Source organism: Micromonospora avicenniae (genome assembly GCF_900156065.1).
GTDB classification, from domain to species: Bacteria; Actinomycetota; Actinomycetes; order Mycobacteriales; family Micromonosporaceae; genus Micromonospora; species Micromonospora avicenniae.
This window is the reverse complement of sequence record NZ_FTNF01000004.1, coordinates 432,359-454,409: the sequence shown is the minus strand read 5'-3', so window position 1 is coordinate 454,409 and position 22,051 is coordinate 432,359. Positions and strand designations below refer to the sequence as shown.

The window sequence follows — 22,051 nt, the reverse complement described above, 5'->3', positions numbered from 1 at the left end:
CTGCTACCCAAGCCGCGAGCCAGCGACACCGGCGCACCGGGACGCCGGGCCGGCGCCGGATTCCGGCCACCAGTGTCACAGGTGCTACTGCCCACACCCCGCGCCTCCGACGGACACGGTCCAGGCCATCACGGCGACGGGGGCGCCGACCTACGCACGACCATCGCCTCCCTGCCGCTCGGCAAACCAGATGCGAACCGGTGGGGCACCTACGCCCAGGCTGTCGCCCGCTGGGAACTTCTCCTCGGCCGACCCCCACCGCGGCCCACCCAACCTGGCCGCCACGTCAGATGTGGTGTCCACGAGGACTCGAGCTATCCGGAGCCCTGTCGCCTGGCCGTTACCAAGATCACCTGACGGGATCTTCGCGATATGCGTGTGGCGCTGCCGCAGCTTGTACACGGCGCTTGGTGTCCATTCCGGACTGTGGCTGAGGCTGCCTTTCGATGGCTGGGTGCCCAGGCAAGGCCCGAGTCGATCTTGGGTCTACCGCGGTGAGCAGGTTTGATCTACGTTCTCGTTACCTAAAGATCAACGGGGGCTTCGAGAACATGGGTAGGTCTATCCGGTTTGGCTTGCCGGGCAGGGCGGGAGCGCATCTGCTCGCTGCTGGCCTGACGGCGATCGTCGTTGCTGTGGTGCCCGCGGCGACGTCACCTGCTTCTGCGGCCGCTGCGGAGGATTGTTCGGTCTCCGAGGTAGCTGAGGCGCAGGCCGCGAAGCAGCTTGCCGTTGCTTGTGGCAGCACCGTAGAGGTCTTGAACGAGCGGTCGGAGACGACGCAGGTGTTCGTCGACGCCTCTGGTGTGGGGAGGCTGGAGTCGTCGGTAGTGCCGCAGCGCGTGCATCGCCGTGACGGAAGCTGGGCCGACATCGACACGAACCTGCACTCCCAGGGTGGCGGTTTCGCGCCGGTCGCATCGACGGCTGACCTCACTTTCTCCGGTGGCGGTAACGGGCCACTGGTGACCTGGCACGAGGGTGGGTCGACCTTCGAGTTGCGCTGGCCGAGCGTGCTGCCAGCACCGCGGATCGAGGGTGACACTGCGATTTACGACAACGTCATGCCCGATGTCAATCTGCATGTCACCGCTGGCAGAGACGGATTCCGCCACGTACTGGAGGTGCTCACGCCCGAGGCGGCTGCCAACCCGGCGTTGCGGCAGATCCGGTATGGGCTCGGCGGGGATATGGGCGTGACGCGTACCGCTGAGGGTGGGCTGGAGCTAACCAGCGCGGATGGTGAGCCTCTTCTGCAGGCGTCCCCGGCTGTCATGTGGGACTCGTCGATCTCCACGGGCGCGGTTCAGCCCGCGACCACATCGTCGCTGGGATCGACGCTCGATTCGGTCCTTGTGTCACCTGCCGCAGGTGACCCCGACGCCCGCACGCTCGCCGCCGATGCAGATCTGATCTCGAGCGCACGGGGACCGAGCGAGCTCGCCTCCACTGCCGACGTCGACGTCGCGGTGTCCGCGGATGATCTAGTGCTGGCTCCGGACTCTGGCATGCTTTCCTCGCTGGCCTCAGCGTTCCCGCTGTTCATCGATCCTGCGTTCAGCAAGCTGCGGTCGAAGTGGGCCTATGCGACGAGTAACGGGGAGAACAACGACACGGCGGGCGCCCGTGTCGGTCTGAGCCCAGACTCGGGTGCGCTGTACCGGTCGTACTTCAGCTTCGACACCGCGGCGATGACCGGCACCACCGTTCTGACAGCTGAGGTCCAGATGAAACTGGACCACTCGTACTCCTGTGACCCCACCTGGGTGCATCTGTACCGGACGTCCAGCTGGTCGACAGCCAGCGGCGGCCGGTTGAGCTGGACGGCGAGGCCTTTGGGGTCCGGTGCTGTTTGGCTGGATTCGTGGGAGGGCAACGCCAACGAGGCGGGTGGATGCGGTTCGATTCAACCGGATGCCGATGCGGTGTTCGAGGGATCGGCGCTGCTGACCGACCTGAAGGCGCAGGTTCAGAGCAGCAGTTCCTACTGGGTGGGTCTGTGCACCTGTAACCAGGACAATGAGGGCGAGACGATTCAAAGCCGGTGGAAGAAGTTCTACACCGACAAGACGTATCTGATCGCTACCTTCGACGTGAAGCCCACTCCGCCTGTGGGCTTGGCGTTCACGACGACGCTGGACTGTTACAAGCAGTGCTCGTCTCCTGCGTTGGTGCGGAGCCTGACTCCGACGTTGCGGGCGCAGGTGCAGGACCGATTCGGTGGGAAGTTGGAAACCGCGTTCGAGGTCCGCACGGCTGCGGACCTGGCCGCGCCGATCGTGGTGAGCAGTACGACCATGCCACGCGCTTTCGTCACAACCTCCGGCAACGCGACAGGTACCGCCACTTCTCAAGTGCCCGCAGGCAAGCTGGTGGCAGGTACCACCTACTACTGGCACGCCACCAGCGTGGACGAGGCACGCCTGTGGAGCGGCTGGGGACCCTGGTACAGCTTTACGATCGACACATCCCCGCCAGCGGTATCAGCCGTAGCCTCCACGGAATACCCGCAGAAGGCATGGGGTGCAATGGTCGGTTCGGCGGGATCGTTTGCCTTCACCGCCTCGGGCGCCGACGAGTACAGCTGGGACGTCGACGGCGGTAGTGCGACGACGACCACGTCACCGTCGGCGAGTTTCACGCCGACCACCGACATGGTGCATACGTTGCACGTCAAGGCGAAGGACAAAGCCGGAAACACCGGCAGCACCTTCGACTACCAGTTTTGGGTGTCCCCGCAGCCGGAGGCCTACTCCCTGTGGACGTTCGACGAAACCGACCCGGCGAAGACAGCGGCGGACACGGGCGCAGGGTTCAGCAGCCAGAAGCCCGGAACCCTCGGCGGCACTGCCCATTTCGTGCCCGGAAAGCTGAACAACGCGGTGCACCTGTCCGGCCCACCGGCAGATCGAGTCACGACCAGCGGCCCGGTGCTGGACACGACGAAGAGCTTCACCGTGATGGCTTGGGTCCATGCCGCTGATCTGGCGGCACAAACTCAGCAGACGATCCTCGCGCAGGACGGCGACACGGCCTCGCGGTTCGAGTTGCAGTACCGCAAAGACGCCAACGGCGGCGCGGGTGGCTGGTGCTTCACGATGTCGGGTGACAGCGGCGGCGGAGCGCAAGTGAGCGCGTGCGCAGACGGCCAGTCGGCCGGACTCCCGTCGAACGACTGGGTCCACGTGGCAGGCCTCTACGACCAGGTCACCGGCAAGATGCGCGCGTATGTGATGGGCGGCGACCTACGGTGCGCCGGTGAGGTCGCCGAAGCCGACGCTCCGACGTCCTGGTCGGCTACCGGGTCCTTTGCCATCGGACGGGGCTGGTCTAACGGTGCCGGGGTGTCGTACTGGCGCGGTGACATCGATGATGCGCGCGCCTACCAGCGGGTGCTGTCGGACGCCGAAATCTGCCAGCAGGCATCGTCATAGCAGCAGTCGCCGCTGCGGCCGGCCCGAGCGCCAGCCGCAGCGGCGCGGCCAGGTCAGAGCTGGCGGGGCAACGCGTGGGCCAGGCCCACACCCAGGCATTTTGTAACGCCGGCCGGTCTCGGTCGGGTCTTCGTCCATACGCGTGGGGAGCGTCGTAGTGAATGGGATTGGTCCCAGTCGGGCTCGAGTGGCATTCTTCGGCCGGCGGGTATGGCGCTCCGCGCTGCTAGCCGGCGGTCTGTCAGTGGCGCTGGCGGTCACAGGCCTCGGCCAGCCGGTGCAACGCGCCGCAGCGGCACCGACGTGGCAGCCGCCCACACCGAAAGAGGCCGCGGGCGTGCGGGTCCGCGACACCGCCCCGAGTAAGGGGCACTCGGACCATGCCTCCTCGCAGGTGGCGACCGGGGTCACGCAGGTGCAGTGGCCGGTTGGTACGAGCACGGCGGACCTCGGTGCGGCGCAAACCGCCGCAGCCAAGGCGCAGAGCACGAGGGCCGGCCTGACCGGGGCCGTCCGCGCCCGGGCGGGCCAGCTTCCAGTCACGATCTCCGCACCCTCGGCGAGCCCGGCCGGTGAAGCCATGGGGGATGCTGTCACCTCGGCGCGGGTGACTGTGCACGACCGCAAGACCACAGCTAAGGCCGGCGTGCAGGGCTTGCTGATCTCGGTGAGCCGCGCCGACGGCAAGAAGAGCGCGGGGCGCACCAACCTCCAGGTGGACTACGCCAAATTCGCGCACGCCTACGGCGGTGACTGGACGTCCCGACTGCGGCTGGTGGCCCTTCCAGAATGCGCACTGACCACCCCGGACGTCGCCGCGTGCCAGACGCGCACCCCACTTTCGACGGCCAATGACACTCCCGACAGCCTCCTGTCGACCAACGTCTCTCTCGACGCAAGCGCCCCGACGGTCCTGGCCACACAATCTGGGGCGTCCGGTGACAGCGGCGACTACACCGCGACCAGCCTCTCCCCGGCCGGGCAGTGGGAGGCGTCGAACCAGACCGGTGACTTCTCCTGGTCCTATCCGCTTCGCGTGCCGCCGTCGCTCGGCGGCCCCGCCCCGAACATCAGCTTCTCCTACTCCTCAGGCAGCATCGACGGAGAGACCGCGCTGACTAACAACCAGGGCTCGTGGATCGGTGACGGCTGGGACTCCTGGCCCGGCTTCATCGAGCGCAAATACCAGTCGTGCGTTGACGACAATCCGGATCACAAGACTGGTGATCTGTGCTGGTTCGGTGACAATGCGACCCTGTCGCTCAACGGCCACGCCGGTGAGCTGATCAAGGACGGGGCGGTGTGGCGGCTGCGCAACGACGACGGCACCCGCGTCGAGAAGCTGACTGACTCGGCGCGCGGCAACGGCGACGACGACAACGAGTACTGGAAGGTCACCACCACCGACGGCGTCCAGTACTACTTCGGCTACCACAAGCTGCCTGGCTGGAGCAGCGACAACCCGGTCACCGACTCGGTGTGGACCGTGCCGGTCTTCGGCAACAACTCGGGTGAGCCCTGCTACGACTCGACGTTCGCCGACGCCTACTGCTCCCAGGCTTGGCGGTGGAACCTCGACTACGTCGTGGATCCGAACTCCAACTCCATGGCGTACTTCTACGGCAAGGAGACCGGGGCCTACGGCCGTGACCTCGACCCCGACAAGCGCACCACCTACGACCGCGGCGGATACCTGAAGCGCGTCGAGTACGGCATGCGTAAGAACGCCGAATACGCGCAGGCCGCGCCGCTGCGGGTCGTCTTCACTACGGCCGAGCGGTGCTTGTCGAACTGCTGGACCGGGGAGGCGTGGACGTCGGACCCGGTCACCGCCCAGTGGTACGACACCCCGTGGGACCAGTACTGCAAGGTCGGCGACAAGTGCACCACCCAGGGCGCACCCACGTTCTGGACCGCCCGGCGGCTCGCTAAGGTGACCACGCAGACCCGCAACGGCACCACCAGCTACGCTGATGTCGAGTCGTGGTCGCTGCGGCATGAGTTCATCAACGCCGGCACCGGCGAGTCCACCCCGATGTGGCTGCGGGGCATCACCCACGCCGGCCACGTCACCACCGCTGGCGGCACGGCGGTCTCCGAACCGGAGATCACCTTCGACACCGGTGCCCAGCCGCTGCCCAACCGCGTCGACGGGCCCGCCGACCAGCGCTCCGCATTGAACCGGTGGCGGATCAAGACAGTCCACACCGACACCGGCGGTGACATCATCGTCACCTACTCGGGACCTGACTGCACCCGCAGCACCCTGCCGTCTCCGGCGACTAACACGAAGCGGTGCATGCCCTCCTTTTACGCCCCGGGCGGGCAGGAGTTGAGCGAGGACTGGTTCCACAAGTACGTCGTCACCCGTATCGACCTCGACGACACGGTCACAGACCAGCCGACCGAGGTCATCGAGTACGACTACGACACCCCCGCCTGGGCGTACAACAAAGACGAGCTGACCAAGGACAAGTACCGCACCTGGAGCGACTGGCGCGGCTACGGCAAGGTCACCGTCCGTCACGGCGACCCCGCCGGGCAACAAACCTCAGTCGAGTACCGCTACCTGCGTGGCCTCGACGGCGACAAGGCGGCCAGCGGCGTCAAGGACGTCCAGGTGACCGACTCGTGGGGCGGCACCATCGAGGACCATGAGGCCCTGCAAGGCTTCGAACTGCAAACCATCACGTACAACGGCCGCGGCGGCGCCGAGACCTCCTCAACCCGCAACGACCCGTTGATCAACGGACCCACCGCCACCCGCAGCCGCAACGGGATCACCACCCGAGCGTGGATGACCAACACGGATGTCGCCCGCAGCCGCACCGTCCTCGCGGGTGGCGGCTACCGCTACGCCAAGACCGTCACCAGCTTCAACAGCGATGGGATGCCCACCAGCGTCGAGGACCAGGGCGACGAATCCGTTACGAGCGACGACAGTTGCACCCGCACCACCTATGCCCCTAACGACAACATCTGGATGATCGACAGGGTCTCACAAACCGAAACCCTGTCCGGTCGATGCCCCGACCCCCAAACCTCAGCGGATCCGGCGACGGTACTGAACCGCTCGCGTACCTTCTACGACACCTACGTCGACGCCAACTCCTTCGGGCAGGCGCCCACCCGCGGCAACGTCGTACGCACAGAGGAACTCGAGAAATTCACGGGCAGCACACCCGTCTACACCCGCACCACCACCACGACCTACGACGCCAATGGCCGGCCCAAGTCCGTCACCGACCCGCGGGGCTACACCAGCACGACCGACTACACCACCGCCAACGGTGGCCTCGTCACCCAAACGGTGGCGACCAACGCGAAGGGCCACACCCTCACCAGCACCATCGAGCCAGCGTGGGGATCCCCGACGAAGGTCGTCGACGCCAACGGCGCTGTCACCGACCTCACCTACGACGGGCTCGGCCGAATCACCAGCACATGGGTTCCTGGCCGGAACAAGGCCACCCAGACACCAAGCACCAAGTTCACCTACCAGGTGCGCAAGAGCGGCGGACCGACCGCTGTAACCAGTGAAGCATTGCTGCCGGCCGGAACGGCGTACCGCAAGTCGGTGAATCTGTACGACGGGTTCCTGCGCCTGCGGCAGACCCAACTCCAGGCCACCGGTGGCGGACGAACCATCACTGAAACCCTGAGCAACAGCCTTGGCACCACGGCCTGGACTTCCGCCCCCTATTACGACGAGACCAACACCGCCGTCAGCACGAGCCTGGCCACCCCGCAAGGCCAGATCCCGTCTATCACCAAGTACGCCTACGACGGCGCGGGACGGCAAACCGCGCAGATCCTGCAGGCGAACGGCGCGGAGAAGTGGCGCACCACGACCGTCTACGACGGCGAGCGCGTGAGCAAGATCCCACCAGCTGGCGGCACCGCCACCACCACCATCACCGACGCGCAAGGCCGTACCGTCAACCTACGCCAGTACAAGAACCGGGCAGACGTCGGTCGCGACGACCCGACGACGTTCGACACGACCAGCTACACCTATACGCCGCTCGGACAACGGGCGTCCGTCACCGACGTCACCGGCGCGAACGTCTGGTCCTACACCTACGACCTCCGCGGCCGCCAGACCAAGGCCACCGACCCGGACAAGGGAACGACCACCACCACGTACGATGCCGCCGGCAACGTCGAGACCACCACCAGCCCCTTGGGTGCGGGCGATCTGACCGTCGGCTACAACTACGACGAACTCGGCCGTAAGACGGCTATGCGCGATGACAGCCTCACTGGTCGTATCCGCGCCGATTGGGTCTACGACACCGCCCCCAACGGCAAGGGCAAGCTCGCCTCCACCAACCGCTACTCCGGCGGCAACACCTACACGACCAAAATCGACGCCTACGACACCTACGGCCGGCCCACATCCACCTCCGTCGTGCTGCCCGCCGCGGAATCAGGCCTGTGCGCGGCGGCGTCCCCCAACACCTGCACCTACACCACCACGACGACCTACCGGGCCAACGGGCAGCCAAACCAGATCACAATGCCCGCCGCCGCCGACCTCCCGTCGGAGAAGCTCACCGTCGGCTACACCGACGTCGGCGACGCCGCTGGCACTCTCTCCGCAGCACAGATCTACGTCTACGACGTCACCTACAACAAGCTCGGCCAGCTCACCCAATTCCAGCTCGGGGACTACGGCAAGCGGGTCACTGTCACCTCGGACATCGACGAACCCACCCGCCGTCTAACCAGCAGCAACATCGTCCCCGAACTCAAGCCCGAGGCGGCGAACTTCAGCTACCGCTACGACGACGCCGGCAACGTCACCGAAATCCACGACACCCCCACCGGCGGTGTTACCGACCACCAGTGCTTCGCTCTGGACTACCTCCAGCGGCTCACCGAAGCCTGGACTCCCGAAGGCGGCAGTTGCGCGGTCAAGCCCACTGCGTGGAGCCAGGTTGACGGCTCGGCCTACCCGTACTGGCACACCTGGACCTTCGACGCCACCGGCAACCGCAAGACCGAAGTCCGCCACGGCGGCACCGACATGACCTACGCCTACACCTATCCCGCCGCAGGCGCGGCCCGACCTCACGCCGTCACCACCGTCACCGCCAGCGGCGGCGCGACCTGGACCCGCAACTACACCTACGACACCGGCGGCAACACCAAGACCCGACCCACCAGCACGGGTGCCACCCAAACCCTGACCTGGGACCGCGAAGGCAAGATCCTCACCTCCACCGACTCCACCACCACCCGCTACCTCCAGGACGCCGACGGCAACCGGCTCATCCGTACCGACGCCACCGGCAAAACCCTCTACCTTCCCGGTGGCACCGAAGTTCGTTACACCACCAGCAACGGCACCAAAGCCGCCACCCGCTACTACAGCTTCGCCGGCCAAACCATCGCCATCCGTACAGCCGGCAGCCTCAACTGGATCGTCAGCGACCACCACGGCACCGCCGAACTCGCGATCAACGCCACCAACCTCGCCGTCGCCCGTCGACGCACCCTGCCTTACGGAGAACAGCGCGGCGCCACCACCGGGACGTGGGCAGCTGGCATGGACAAGGGTTTTGTCGGCGGTACCCAAGATCCCACCGGCCTGACACATCTCGGCGCCCGCGAGTACGACACATTTGCCGGGCGTTTCATCAGCGTCGACCCCATCATCGACCTCGCCGACCCGCAGCAGTGGAATGGCTACAACTATGCCAACAACAATCCCGCAACTCTGAGCGACCCCAGCGGCCTACGCCCCGACTGTGGCAACGGCGGGGGCATGCCGACCTGCGACAACACCGCACCGGTCGCACCCGGTGCCGATAACGGACCGAGCGGCGGCTGGTCGGACAACTACAGCAACCATCACGCGCCAGCGTCGACCCCGCCCAAGAACTCGGGTGGCGGCCACGGTCCGACTCCTGCGAAGCCGAGTACCGGATACTCGTATACCTACTACGAAGAGCTCGGCCAGGCTTCGCAGATCGGCTCGGCTGAGCACGCGATGGACGTATTCAAGGCGAATCCTGAATTTGTCTTCCCCTTCCAGGTTGACGGCTGCCCTGAATTCAAAGACGGAGAGATCTGCACCCTGCACCCGGGGCCCGCTATAGTTCACGGCGTCGGTGACGTGTATGTGACCACTACCGATACGAGCGTTAAGTTTACGGTCGTATCCGACAAATACTTTGACGCTCGCGGCTCCACGATCACCTTTAGCGTGGTAGAGAAGAAGGGGGATCTATATCTGAGTCAGCATGCAGAAGCATCGGAAACAAAACTTGCCGCAGGGATTGGCGTCAAGGCGGGCTACGCCCGACAAAACTGGAACGATCAGGCCCATAACCTTCGAGTCCTGTTGCGTTCGACACCCAGCCATCCGTCGATCGACTGGACCTCGCCAACTGACTTGACGGACTTGGCCACTGGGAACTGGCACCATTGGTTCTGACGGCCCCTGCCCTTGGCGACAGGCATTGCGTCTTGGGGGAAGGCGCATCACCCTGGCCGCGCCGACGGGACACGTAATCGATCGTCTGGACTTTTCGGAGATGGCGACGCTTATGTGACGAGACGACGTTCCGTAGGATCCGACTGGAGGGCCGGAGAGGCAAGATAGCTTCCGGTCCTCCAGTTGCATTGGACCGCTAAAGCGTCTGATCGCAATCGGAGACGCGCCAGCCGGATGTTGATGAATGCGCTCGTTCAGGGGCGGGCAGCGTTTCGTTGGCGCGAGTTGCGGTGCGTCGGAAGGGCGAGCTGAAACGTGCCAACGAGATTGGAAGGCTGCACGAGCTTATGGTGGATAGCTTGGCCGATCAGAACCACCCTTGTGATGTTTGACGCGCGTAAGGCCTGCTTTGGTGGCGGCGAGGAATCTGCCGCATATTGACCGGGCGCGGGGTCAGGACCGCCGCGTTCACGCACCCGGCCAAGGCATGCCGTCCTCGGCTCGGCCGGTAGCTGTAGGCCAACCGGGCGGGGCGGAGCTCCACGACAAAGCCGGAGCGTGCAACATCCGCTGGTAGAGATGAAAAGCCCATCGGATCCGCTGAGTGGCGGCTATTTGCGAGGCGCTAAGGTGAGCGGGTGCCGTTAAACTCTTCTGGCGTCAGTGCTAGCCAGCGGTCAACAGACCGCCCAGTCGTTGTGACAGTTGCCGCACTACTGTTAGCGGCGTGCGCCGTCCTTCAAGTGGCCTTGTTTGTTGTCCTGGCAGCCGGGGATGGGCAGGGAGGCTTCTTGACCAATGTTTGGCTCACCGTCACCTTGTTGGGGCTGGTGAGCTTCGGTGCCGTTTCGATATGCGTCTGGCGGGGCCGGAAGGGTGCCCGCGCGTTGACCTGGCTGGTCGCGCTCATCTCTGGTCCTGTGTGCGGCACGCTCGGCGAAGGTGTGTCAAGTCTCATGTCTTCCCCGGCCGCGTCTTCGTTGGGCGCGTCGGCCAACCAAAGTGGATTCACGCGAAGCAACATTGCGGCTGCTGCTGTCATCGGACTCTCGGCACTAGCGCTAACAGCTGCGTTGATCCTGCTGGCTTTGCCGTTGTCGGGCGTCTACTTCCGGAGGTATCGGTCATCGCAAGGGCCGAACGTCCCTGGCCGGCAGCAGGACTAACTAGTGGAGCCGTCATTTGTCTGGGGACCTGGGAATCGCCACGGGTCGCGTCAGCTCCTCTCAACCAGCGCAGCGCGGCATCGCTCGACCTGCTCGGCGATCTTCTCCATAAACCAGCGCATGACCTCGTATGGGACGCCGCGCTCATCAGTGCTGGAAACATGGATCACCGGGCTCGTGAGTCGGATCCTCATCAGGCACCACCGCGACGAGAAGGGCCCGCCCTGCAGCCGGGCGTCCGCCGCTGTCGGGCAGTGTCGGCGTCCGGGGAGCGGCTGGCTGTGCCGATGGCAGTACGGTCTGCCATGGCCCAGAACACGGAGCATGCCGGGGCTCACTACGCGGTGCAGTTCGCAAATGACGTGGACGCCTGGTGCGTGGAGCTTAGTGAGGCGGACGCCGTTGGCCGTCCAAGCGGACCCTTACCTGACCAGCCACCTACGTTCCTCTTCTAATCCCAAAGCCGCCGGTCCGGATACTGCTGTGACAGCCGTTCGTGCAGCCAAGCCGAGCGACCTGTCCGGCCATGAGCGGACGCGAGTCGACAGGACGGGCGGGGTCAGCCGTAGTGGCCGCAACGATTGACATTCGATCCGCGCGGCAAGAGATCTGAAGGCTCATGTCGAATAGCCTGGACGTAGTCATCGTCAACGCGGCCCTGGCCGCGATGACGCTGCTGTCCTCGCCCAGTTCCGCACGTCCAGACGAACCACTACCGTCATCGACCCGGCCTCCTCTACGCCTGAGCCCATAGCGCGCTTTGGTGCAGGCCCGTCACGTGTGCGCACCTGCCGCCGACCGGGCACACGGCAGCCTGAGCGAGCCCCACCACTATCGCGGGTCAAACACCGGGCGCGACGCCAGCGCCAGATCACGCCGACGTCATTGCCCATTCGACGCCTCGATGATGGTGGCCCTTCCTACCACGGGCCGGCCCTCGTGCATGGTGATCGTTATGCCCGGCTGAAGGTGTCGCCAGAGGGCCGGGGACAGTGGGCCAAGCGAGGACCGACTCGGTGGTGCCTGGTGACAACACTGGAGCGGGCTCCACCGGGGTGGTGCCACGAGCAGATCGGGGTCGCCGGCAGCCGTACGCCAGGCGAGGTCCCACAGCGGTCGGAGGAGTTCGACAATTGCCGCACCGTTTGTGTTTCCGGGTCGTACGCGAGCGCGCGAGCCTGCTGTCCGTCGCCCGCCGGCGGCTGACAGCCCCGGCCACCGGCCGGAGGGCGTGGGTGCCGCCCTCAGCCGAGCTTCTTGACCAGCGTCTCGAATGCCAGGTCGTGACGGCGGGGCAGGCCGAACCGCTCGTCACCGTAGGGGAACGGGGTGAGTTCCCCGGTGCGGACGTAGCCGCGCCGCTCGTACCAGGCGATCAGGTCGTCGCGTTGGGTGATGACGGTCATCCGCATCTCCCCGGCGCCCCACTCCTGCTCGGCGTGGCGCTCGGCCTCCCCGAGCAGTTCACGCCCCAGCCCGCCGCCCTGCCGTGGCGGCGCGACGGCGAACATCCCGAAGTAGGCGTGGTCGTCGCGGCGTTCCACCTGGCAGCAGGCGACGAGTCGGGTCCCCTCCTCGACGACGAGCACCGAGCCGTCCCGGTTCGTCACCGCCGTGGCCACCATGTCGCGGTCGGTGCGCTGCCCGTCGAGCAGGTCCGCCTCGTGGGTCCAGCCGGCGCGGCTGCTCTCCCCCCGGTACGCCGACTCGACCAGGTCGACGATGGCGTCGACGTCGGCGATGCCGGCGATGCGGACGGTACGGTCGGCGGCGCTGGTCATCGGCGGAACTCCCCAGGTCGAGACGGTCGGTTCACCATCGTATGCAGCCGACCGGACGCTACCCCGCCCGGAACGAGCCGCCCGCGAGGACCGACCCAGCGAGGTGGTCAGCGGCCGTTCTCGGCGGCGTACCGGCGCAGGCGGGACGGCGTGGTGCCGGTCGTGGTCCGGAAGGCCTTGCCGAAGGCGGAGGGGGAGCGGTAGCCGACGCTGGCGGCGATGTCGTCGAGGCTGCGGCTGGTGGCGGTCAGCAGGTCGGCTGCGATCATCATCCGGGTCCGCGTCAGGAATTCGGCCACTCCGGTTCCCGTCGCCGCGGAGAAGCGACGTACCAGGGTCGCCCGGGACACCCCGGCGATGCGCGCGAGGCTCGCGATCGTCCAGCGTCGCTGCGGCTCGTTCACCACAGCGTCGACGACCGCCCGCAGGCTCGCGTCCGTCAGAGCGGTCCACGGCATGACAAGGTTCGCGGTCGACGGAGCGCCGCGTCCGTCACCGCGCAGGGCGAGTACGAGCAGCGCCTCGCAGAGCGATGCGAGCAGAGCGCCGGTGCCCGGGGCGTCAAGTGCGGCCTCGTTGCGCATGAGTTCGCCGAGCAGGTGCAGCGGCGAGCCGGGACCGAGGCCGAAGGAGGCGTGCACGATGTCGGGCAGGCCGGCGAACAGGAGTTCTCCTGCGCCCGGCTGGTAGGTGTAGTGGCCGCAGAAGAGGTCGATGGCGGCCGTGTCGTCGCTGCGAAGCGTGGTTACCGAGCCGCCCGAATGCCGCTCGGCGGGCAGCGGTGGCCCGTCGGCGACGACACGTACGCGATGTCGCGCGGCGCGGGGCAGGATGAGGACATCTCCCGCCCGCAGGTCGATCGCGCGATCGCCGATCTCGGCCACGCAGTGGCCGTTGAGCAGCAGGTGGAATGGCACCTGTCCGGCCACGCCGGGTGGATTGTCCAGGACGTGGGTGCCGGCCAGCAGGCAGCGTACGTCGACGGCACCCTCCGGGCGGGCCGAGCGGATGAGTCTGCTGATCGGGTCCATGAGCCGATCACGATGATACTTGAGCCTCTGCCGTCTTGTCGGCTCGCCAGGTCCGGTGAACGCTTGATCGCATGACTGCTTTGCACACGGATCTGCTGGTGATCGGCTTCGGCAAGGGCGGAAAGACGCTCGCCGCGGCCATGGGACGGCAGGGCCGGAAGGTGATCATGGTGGAGCAGTCCGATCTGATGTACGGGGGAACGTGCATCAACATCGGCTGCGTGCCCACCAAGGCGCTCATCCATCGCGCCTCCGTCCGGCCGCCGGAGGCGGATCCCAGGTCGTGGTTCGCCGACTCGGTGGCGTGGACGGGTTCGCTGACCTCGTTGCTGCGCAAGAAGAACTTCGACATGCTGGACTCCCTCGACTCCGTGACGGTCGTGACCGGCACCGCCGCCTTCATCGACGAGAAGCGGGTCGAGGTCACCGCGGGTGACGACCGGTTGGAGATCACCGCGGACACCATCGTCATCAACACCGGCGCCCAGCCGGTGGTTCCGGACATTCCCGGCCTGCGCGACAGCGCGCATCTGATCACCGGTACCGAGCTGATCGGATCGTCCGACCTGCCGCGCCGGGTGGCCGTCGTCGGCGGCGGCTATCAGGGGATCGAGTTCGCCGCGATGCTGAGCCACTACGGCGCCGAGGCCACCGTCCTGGAACGCGCCAGCCGTGTCCTGCGTCGCGAGGACGAGGACGTCGCCGAGGCCGCCGAGAAGATCCTGCGGGACCAGGGCGTCACCTTCGTCACCGGAGCCGACGTCACCCGGGTCACCGACTCCGGTGACACGGCGGTCGTCCACTACGAGGCGAACGGCACGGCAGGGTCTCTCGAGGTCGACGCGGTGCTGGCCGCAGCCGGGCGGGCACCACGTACGGCGGAACTGCGACTCGATGCCGCGGGTGTGCGGACCACCGACACCGGCGCGGTCGAGGTGGATCAGTATCTCCGCACGAGCCGACCGCACATCTTCGCGGTGGGCGACGTCAACGGCGGGCCTCAGTTCACCTATATCTCCCTCGACGACTACCGGATCGTCGCCGACCAGATGGCGGGCGAGGGGAAGCGCTCCACGGCCGACCGGGTAGCTGTGCCGTACACCCTCTTCATGACACCACCGCTGGCCCGCGTCGGCATGACCGAGACCGAGGCGCGCGCCACCGGGCGCCCTGTACGTGTCGCCGCCAAGCCGATCGCGGCCATCGCGGCGATGCCCCGCGCCCGCATCCTGGACGACGTCCGCGGGCTGATGAAGTTCGTGATCGACGCCGAGACCGACGCCATCCTCGGAGCCGCGCTGCTCAGCGTGGACGCGCAGGAACTGGTGAACACCGTGGCGCTGGCGATGCGCAGCGGGGTGACCGCCAGCAGCCTGCGGGACGCGATCTGGACCCACCCCAGCTCGACCGAGGCATTCAACGAGGTACTGGCCAACGTGGTGCGCTGACCGACCGCAGCCACAGCTTGGAGAGATCAAATCATGACCGGTATCCCCACCACTGGGGTGTTCCAGCTCGGGTCCGGCCTCGCGCTCACCGTGCGTGAGGCCGGAGACGGTGAACCTGTGCTGCTCCTGCACGGAGCCGCCGGCCCCGACAGCATCGACTCACTGCTCGCCCACTTCGCCGTCGGACGGCACGTGCTCGCACCGACCCACCCCGGCTGGGACGGCACCATCCGCCCCGGCGGCATGACCAGCGTCGCCGACCTGGCCGCCGCCTACCTCGATCTGCTCGAGCAGCGCGGGCTGCGCCAGGCGACCGTGGTCGGCGTCTCGTTCGGCGGCTGGGTGGCCGCCGAAATGGCGGTGCGCGACCGGGACGATCGCGTCGGCCGGCTCGTGCTCATCGACGCCATCGGCCCGCAGATTCCCGGACACCGCCCTGCCTTCCCCAGCAACGCGCCACCGGAGAACATCGCTGCGCTCCGCGCCTACAGCCGGAACACCCTGGAAGACCCCACCCTGCTCGACCGGGCCCGGCTCATCAGGATCCCCAGACTCCTCGTCTGGGGCGAGGACGATCCTGTCGTCAGCGCCGAATTCGGCCGCCGCTACGCCGACGCCAGCCCCGGCGCACGTTTCGTCCTCATTCCGGGCGCAGGGCACCTGCCCATGCGCGAGGCACCCGAAGCGACGTTCGCCGCCATCGACGGCTTCCTCGCGGCGACCGCCCCCGGGAGGACCTGACCTTCGGCCGATCCGGTAGCCGGGCCGGCGGGGCGGTGGCGTCGTGTCGACTCGCCTCCAGCACGCGGTGTGAGACGGCCGGGGAGTGATCGTCACCTCCGGGGGTAGATGGGTGATCTCGCTCTGCTGCGTCCCGGGAGGTGTGATGGTCAGGCGTCGAACGTTCCGTGACGCGGTGGTGCTGATCACGGGAGCGTCGAGTGGGATCGGCCGCGCGACCGCGTTGGCGTTCGCTGCCGAAGGAGCGCGACTGGTACTCGCCGCACGCAGCCGGGAAGCCCTCGCAGAGGTGGAACACGATTGCCGAGCACGAGGCGGACAGGTCCTGATCGTGCCGACCGACATCGCGGACCCGGCGGCCGTCGAGCGGCTGGCCCGGCAGGCGGTGCAACGATTCGGGCAGATAGACGTCTGGGTCGAAGCGGCAGCCGTCGGCATCGCCGGACCGCTGGGCTCCGAATCAGTGGACGAGATTCGCCGACTGATCGACACCAACATCTTCGGCACCACGCTGTGCGCCCGCACCGCCCTGGCTACGTTCCGAGCACAGGGCGACGGGACCCTCGTGCTCCTCGGGTCGTTGCTGTCGCTGTTCCCGAACCCCCTGGTGCCGCTCTACTCCATGAGCAAGTTCGCCATCAGAGGGCTGGCCCTGAACCTTCAGCAGGAGGTCGCCCGCCATCCCCGGATACGGGTATGTCTCGTCCTGCCCGGGCCGGTCGACACGCCGTTCTTCCAGCGGGCCGCCAACCACTCGGGTCGCCAACTGCGAGCCATCCCGCCCGCGTACGCGCCTGAGCGTCTCGCGGCCGTGATCCTCGCGGGCGCCCGCCGCCCGCGCAGGCAGATGACCACCGGGCTGCTCTCCCACCTGGCGCTGCTCGCCCACCGGGTGGCACCGCATGCCACCGAGACGCTGGTCGCCCGGTGGAGCGCGACATTCCTGACCAGGCCGGTCACCGACCCACCCGGAGTGGGATCGCTGTTCGATCCACCACCGACCGGGGCGGTGCACGGCGGATATCGCCTCATCCGGCTCCGCCGTCGACTCGGCGAGTGGCTGGGCGTCGCCCAAGCACGCAGGGGTTGACCTACCCGAGGCCGGCCGCGCTTCAGGACGATCACTCTTCGGCCCTCGTATCGCCGGACGACTCCGGCCCGATCTGGGGGACGGAATCCTCCAGCGGCCGCCGTCGACCGCGCAGCGCGTCGAGCAGTGCGACGAGGGCCAGCACCCCGGCCACCACGCTCAGTCCGACCATCGGCGCCCAGCGGGCCAACCCCGTCGTGACCAGCAGCAGCACCACCAACCCGATCATCCGCGACCAGGAGACCCGGCCCAGGATCTCGTAGTCCAGCCGCACCCGCGCGATGAGGAAGAGCGCCGGGCCGCCCACCACGAACCAGAGCCAGGTCGGCCGGGGCGGCCCGAACGGATCATCGATCACCAGGTGGTAGCCGACCGCCGTGACGAGCACGCTGAGCACGAGCAACCCGTGGGTCCGTTCCGACGCCGTACCCAACCGGCCGGGCATGCCCGTCCGGCCCAGTGCCTCGTTCAGCAGCCGGCCGGCGCGGTGGAAGTAGATCCGCCACAGCAACGCACTGGTGGTGAACGCGACCGTGAAGGCGGCGATGCGCCCCGCCGAGTAGTCCACGCCACCGAAGACTGCGCCGATGACCAGAATCGACTCACCGAGCGCGATGAGGAACATCTGCTGGTGGCGTTCGGCCAGGTGCTCCCCAGCGATCCGCCAACGACCGACCCCCGCGCTCCCCAGCCGGGGCAACGGCCAGCCCAGAGCCCAGGCGAGGTAGTCCACGGCAAGCGCGGCGGCCCATAGCGGCGGGCGAAGCCGGTCCGGGCCCAACGCGCCGACCAGCCAGAGCGGCGCGGAAGCCGCCGACCATGCGGCGAGTCGAAACGGCACCCGCTGTCGTGGATGGCCATGCAGCGCGGCTGCGACCACCAGCGGCCGCACCACCATCACCATCAGGTACGCGACCGCGAACGGCAGCGCGCGCTCCTCCATCGCGTGCGGCAGCGTCACCGCCAACACCAGGGCGGCGAACATGGTGCCGACCACGACCGCCTGAATGACCGGCCGCTCCGGTTCGTAGCGACTGGTGATCCAGATGGTGTGCGACCAGATCAGCCAGAGCGCCAGGAACAGCAGCAGGGTGCGGCCGAGCCCGGTGACGAGCGTCCAGCCGGTGTCGTCGCCGACGTCGGCGAACCGTTGCGATACCCGGGTGAGGGCGGCGACGAAGGCCAGGTCGAAGAAGAGTTCCAGGAAGGTGGCGCGTCCCGAACTCGTCGCAGGGCGCAGCAGGTCGGTACCGCGTCCCGCCACCATCGTCCGGCCCCCCGTCCGCCCGATGGGGCCAACGAACCGGCGACGACGGGGTTGCGTCGGCCGTGCCCCCGCCCATCTCCGGTGGCCGGGCAGGCGGCGTGGCCCGGCCACCGGAGGTGATCAGTTGCCGTTCCTGCCCTTCGGTGCGGTGTCCCACTCGGGGCTGCCGAGGGTGGTCATCCATTCCCGGACCTTGCCGGTGTCGGTCGGGGAGAACGCGAGACTGAGCAGGAGCAGCAGCCGGGCCTTCTGCGGCAGCAGGTCGTCCCCGGCGATGATGGGAAGACTGCTGTTCCCGCCGTAGGTGGAGCCGGAGCCGGTGCGCGAGGCGGTCACGAAGACCACACCCGACCGGGCGGCGGCCGTCCGGGCGCTGCTCTGCGCGGAGGAGAGACCACCGGATCCGGTGCCCGCCGTGACGATGCCCTTGGCCCCCGCCGCCGCGAAGGCGGTGATCGCCTCGCCGCCGGCCTGCTGGTAGCCGTAGACCACCTCGACGCGGGGCAGCGCGGTCGGCTCGATCTGGGACATGTCGAACGGCGTCATCCAGCGGTTCTTGTTGTCACAGTCGTCCACTCGCGACGGCGCCCGACCGACCTTGATGTTCGGCCCGTCGATCCAGCCGAGCACGCCGAGTTCGCGGGTCTGGAACGTGTCCATCCGGTAGGTGCTCGTCTTGGTGACGTCCCGGGCGGCATGGAACTCGTCGCCGAGCATGAGCACCGTGCCGTAGCAGTAGGTGGACTGGCTGGCCGCCAGGACGATCGAGTTGTAGAGGTTCGCCGGGCCGTCGGCCCCGATGACCTGCGGGCCGTCCGGGGTCACCGCGGCCCACGGACGCATGGCCCCGGTGAGTACGACCGGCTTCCGGCTCTGCACGGTCAGGTCGAGCCAGTACGCGAACTCCTCCATGGTGTCCGTACCGCTGGTGACCACGACACCGTCCGAGCTGTCCAGTGCAGACTCCACGGCGAGGGTGAGCGCGTGGAACTCGGCCATGCTGTAGCCGCCCGAGCCCTTGTTGCCGAACTGCACCGTTGTCACGTCGGCGACCTCGCCGATCTCGGGCTGCAGTTGGGCGACCATGTCCCTGATCGCGATCCGCCCGGACTGGTAGTTGGTGAAGCTGCTCCGCGACGTGGCGACGCCCGAGATCGTGCCGCCGGTCCCGATCACGGTGACCTTGGGCTTCCTGGTCTTCACGGCGGCGACGGCCTGGGTGTAGGCCACGCTCCGAATGCCCTCCGGACCGGTCACCCCGAGCGCGTGTTCGCGTGGAGCGTCCGCCGGCGGGCGAGGTTCCGCCGTCACGGCCAGGACGACGGCGGCAGCGACCACCGCGGTGATCATCGGTGTCAGGATGGCGCCGAGACGGCGGGGAGAGATGGTCGGACGACCTTGCAGGCTGGGCAAGTTGACCTCCGCGAAAGCTGGGAAGCGCATTCTCCGGTGCGCGCTTTCGTCGGTACTACAGGTTCATGCCCGTCTATCGCTACCCCCCGCGCCTGGAGAGGTCGGTTCGGAGGCCTATGCCCGTTTGTCGAGCTGGAAAATCCGGGCTCTGGTGCGTCTCGCGCAGGTCTGCGCGGAGAAGGGGTGCCGGCAGGCGTGCGGCGTAGCCGGGGGAGAGCGTTACGGGCCTACGCTTCGGCCGCCGGTCCGAGCCCGGACCGGCGGCCGCCGAGGTGGGTCCGGCCGCTACCGTACGGTGAGGTCAGGTGCACTGCCCCGGTCGAGGGTTCGCGGGCTGGCCGCGTTCGCCGCAGCCTCGCCGCGCTTCTCGTCGGCGTAGACCATCAGGGTTGACCCGACGATGGCGAGCACGATGCCGATCGTGGCGTAGACCGACGGCACCTTCTGGTAGACGGCCAGCGAGAGGATGACGGTCAGTACGGGCGCCAGGGCATTGGTCGTGGGGGCCACGATCGAGGCCTTGCCCCGGCTGAACGCCATCACCAGGAACAGCGCGCCAACAGCGTTGAGCAACTGGGTGACCGCCGCGAGGGTCGGCGCCTGCCAGGGCGCGTCCAGCGCCAGGCCGCCGGCCATCCAGATGGCGACCGGCACCAGCAGCAGGCCACTGATCGTCATCCAGGTGAAGGTGGTGGCGTCGTTGACGCCGACGGTGGCCGCCTTCCGCATGAAGTAGGCCTGCACGCCCCAGGCGACGCAGATCAGGATGGCGAGGAGCAGCCACAGTCCACCGGTGGCGGAGCCGTCGCCGTCGCTGACGCTGAACAGCACGACCGCGATCAGCGCGGCGATCACGCCGAGCACGGCGAGCCGCGGGATGCGTTCACGCAGCAGCGCCGTGGCCATCAGCACGGTGATCGCGGGGGAGAGCGCGATCAGCGGGAAGATCAGGTAGGCCGGGCCGATGGTGAGCGCCTTGAACAGCAGCAGCTGGCCGCCGGCGCCGGTCAGGCCGACCAGCAGGCCGTACACGGCCGCGATCGGGCGGCGGTCCAGCCGGTTGCCGCGCAGCGCGGCGACGGCCGGGATGATCATGGTGAGGGACCAGACGACGTAGACCATGCCATCGGGGTAGCCGTAGTCGCTGGTCGGGACGGAGGAGAAGGCTCCCCACACACCCCAGAAGAGCACGAGCAGCCCGGCGTACGGGATCCAACTGCGACTGATGCGGGACATGGATGTTGGCATCTGCGCCTCCTCAGGGGACGGTGGGGGTGGGGGTGGTCCGGAGATGCTCGAGCGCGTCGGTGTTCAGCGGGCTGCCGGCCTGCTTCGCGGCGTAGAGCGCCGCGCCGATGACCGGCGAGTAGACGGGCTGACGAAGGTCGTACCCACCGTGCAGCGTGTGCAGGTGCGCTCGGAACGCCTCGCGCACCTGCGGCGCGTTGAAGGTGCCGCCGGAGTAGGAGACCAGCACCCGCTCTTCGACGGGGTAGCCGAGTCGGCTGCGGGTGGTCTCCACCAGCAGGGCGAGTTCCCGGCCGGCCTCTGCGAGGATCGCGCCGGCCGCCTCGTCGCCCTGGTCGGCGGCGCGGGTGACCAGGGGGCTCAGCGCCGCGATCTCGCCACGGTCGCCGTGCCACCGGTTCAGCACGACGTCGATCAGATCCAGATCCGCGGCGAGCCCCAGGTGGTCACGGAGAACATCCAGCAGCGGGCCGGGGGGCTGCCGACCGTCGCTCATCCGGGAGAACGCCTGCAAGCCGCGGATGGCGATCCAGTACGCGGAGCCCTCGTCGCCGAAGAGTTCACTCCACCCGCCGACGCGGAGACCGTGGCCGGCGCGTTCGCCGTAGGTCATCGATCCGGTGCCGCTGATCACGTTGATGCCGTCGGCGGCGCCGAGCGAGCCGGACCAGCCACAGAGCATGTCGTTGTCGACCCGGTACCGGTCGTGCCCGAGGACCTCCCGGGGCGCCGCGTCGAGGGCGGCGACGTCATCGCTGACCTCGCCGTAGGTCGGAAGCCCGAAGAAGGCGAAGTCGATCTCTGCCGGGGTGATGCCGGCTCCCGCGCAGACGGTGCCGACGCCCTCCTTGAGGACCCGGGTCACCAGGTCGATGCCTTCGCTGAAGTAGTAGCTGCTCGCGGTGGTGGTCTGCGCTGCGACCACGCCGTCGGCCCGCAGTAGGCAGAAGGCGGTCTTGGTGCCGCCGCCGTCGACGCCGAGGAACATTC

General features: G+C 67.8%; 11 protein-coding genes. 5 read left to right on the top strand and 6 right to left on the bottom strand.

Annotated elements, in window-relative coordinates; all coding sequences use genetic code 11:
- The first annotated feature begins 494 nt into the window (after positions 1 to 494).
- Together BXA10_RS09705 and BXA10_RS09700 are read left to right on the top strand one after the other, a co-directional pair.
- Complete coding sequence (locus tag BXA10_RS09705) at positions 495 to 3,434, top strand: LamG-like jellyroll fold domain-containing protein (protein ID WP_245828192.1); 2,940 nt, start codon at positions 495 to 497, stop codon at positions 3,432 to 3,434.
- Positions 3,435 to 3,621: 187 nt separating this feature from the next.
- A complete protein-coding gene (locus BXA10_RS09700; protein WP_245828191.1) occupies positions 3,622 to 9,876 on the top strand; it encodes an RHS repeat-associated core domain-containing protein in 6,255 nt (2,084 codons plus the stop codon).
- A 2,410-nt stretch (positions 9,877 to 12,286) separates the two neighbouring features.
- Here the strand turns inward: BXA10_RS09700 and BXA10_RS09695 are convergent.
- A complete protein-coding gene (locus tag BXA10_RS09695; protein ID WP_076469912.1) occupies positions 12,287 to 12,823 on the bottom strand; it encodes a GNAT family N-acetyltransferase in 537 nt (178 codons plus the stop codon).
- A 107-nt stretch (positions 12,824 to 12,930) separates the two neighbouring features.
- Positions 12,931 to 13,854 (bottom strand): AraC family transcriptional regulator, encoded by a 924-nt coding sequence (locus BXA10_RS09690; RefSeq protein ID WP_076469911.1) that lies wholly within the window; start codon positions 13,852 to 13,854, stop codon positions 12,931 to 12,933.
- Between the two features lie 71 nt (positions 13,855 to 13,925).
- On the opposite strand from BXA10_RS09690, the gene BXA10_RS09685 reads away from it, so the two are divergent.
- The 3 genes from BXA10_RS09685 to BXA10_RS09675 all read left to right on the top strand — a co-directional run bounded on the left by BXA10_RS09685 (position 13,926) and on the right by BXA10_RS09675 (position 17,133).
- On the top strand, positions 13,926 to 15,302 hold the full coding sequence (locus tag BXA10_RS09685; protein ID WP_076469910.1) for an FAD-dependent oxidoreductase: 1,377 nt from the start codon (positions 13,926 to 13,928) through the stop codon (positions 15,300 to 15,302).
- A 33-nt stretch (positions 15,303 to 15,335) separates the two neighbouring features.
- Positions 15,336 to 16,043: an alpha/beta fold hydrolase gene (locus BXA10_RS09680; protein WP_076469908.1), complete on the top strand. Its 708-nt coding sequence runs from the start codon at positions 15,336 to 15,338 to the stop codon at positions 16,041 to 16,043.
- A gap of 145 nt (positions 16,044 to 16,188) precedes the next feature.
- On the top strand, positions 16,189 to 17,133 hold the full coding sequence (locus BXA10_RS09675) for an SDR family NAD(P)-dependent oxidoreductase (protein ID WP_245828190.1): 945 nt from the start codon (positions 16,189 to 16,191) through the stop codon (positions 17,131 to 17,133).
- A gap of 31 nt (positions 17,134 to 17,164) precedes the next feature.
- On the opposite strand, the gene BXA10_RS09670 is transcribed toward BXA10_RS09675, so the two are convergent.
- From BXA10_RS09670 to BXA10_RS09655, 4 genes are all read right to left on the bottom strand, one after another.
- Positions 17,165 to 18,400, bottom strand: a complete 1,236-nt coding sequence (locus BXA10_RS09670; RefSeq protein ID WP_076469904.1) for a low temperature requirement protein A — start codon at positions 18,398 to 18,400, stop codon at positions 17,165 to 17,167.
- A 120-nt stretch (positions 18,401 to 18,520) separates the two neighbouring features.
- The gene (locus BXA10_RS09665) at positions 18,521 to 19,750 is read right to left on the bottom strand and encodes an asparaginase (protein WP_084752496.1); all 1,230 of its coding nucleotides are present in this window, start codon (positions 19,748 to 19,750) and stop codon (positions 18,521 to 18,523) included.
- A 348-nt stretch (positions 19,751 to 20,098) separates the two neighbouring features.
- Positions 20,099 to 21,061 (bottom strand): DMT family transporter, encoded by a 963-nt coding sequence (locus BXA10_RS09660; protein ID WP_217696746.1) that lies wholly within the window; start codon positions 21,059 to 21,061, stop codon positions 20,099 to 20,101.
- 10 nt (positions 21,062 to 21,071) lie between these two features.
- The gene (locus BXA10_RS09655; RefSeq protein WP_076469900.1) at positions 21,072 to 22,049 is read right to left on the bottom strand and encodes an N-acetylglucosamine kinase; all 978 of its coding nucleotides are present in this window, start codon (positions 22,047 to 22,049) and stop codon (positions 21,072 to 21,074) included.
- Between the last annotated feature and the right edge of the window lie 2 nt (positions 22,050 to 22,051).

Excerpts from the sequence above, each read along its gene's own strand:
- BXA10_RS09665 (WP_084752496.1), bottom strand. The coding sequence starts at position 19,750 with ATGATCACCGCGGTGGTCGCTGCCGCCGTCGTCCTGGCCGTGACGGCG.
- BXA10_RS09660 (WP_217696746.1), bottom strand. The coding sequence starts at position 21,061 with ATGCCAACATCCATGTCCCGCATCAGTCGCAGTTGGATCCCGTACGCC.
- BXA10_RS09695 (WP_076469912.1), bottom strand. The coding sequence starts at position 12,823 with ATGACCAGCGCCGCCGACCGTACCGTCCGCATCGCCGGCATCGCCGAC.
- BXA10_RS09670 (WP_076469904.1), bottom strand. The coding sequence starts at position 18,400 with ATGGTGGCGGGACGCGGTACCGACCTGCTGCGCCCTGCGACGAGTTCG.
- BXA10_RS09675 (WP_245828190.1), top strand. The coding sequence starts at position 16,189 with ATGGTCAGGCGTCGAACGTTCCGTGACGCGGTGGTGCTGATCACGGGA.
- BXA10_RS09690 (WP_076469911.1), bottom strand. The coding sequence starts at position 13,854 with ATGGACCCGATCAGCAGACTCATCCGCTCGGCCCGCCCGGAGGGTGCC.
- BXA10_RS09655 (WP_076469900.1), bottom strand. The coding sequence starts at position 22,049 with ATGTTCCTCGGCGTCGACGGCGGCGGCACCAAGACCGCCTTCTGCCTA.
- BXA10_RS09680 (WP_076469908.1), top strand. The coding sequence starts at position 15,336 with ATGACCGGTATCCCCACCACTGGGGTGTTCCAGCTCGGGTCCGGCCTC.
- BXA10_RS09685 (WP_076469910.1), top strand. The coding sequence starts at position 13,926 with ATGACTGCTTTGCACACGGATCTGCTGGTGATCGGCTTCGGCAAGGGC.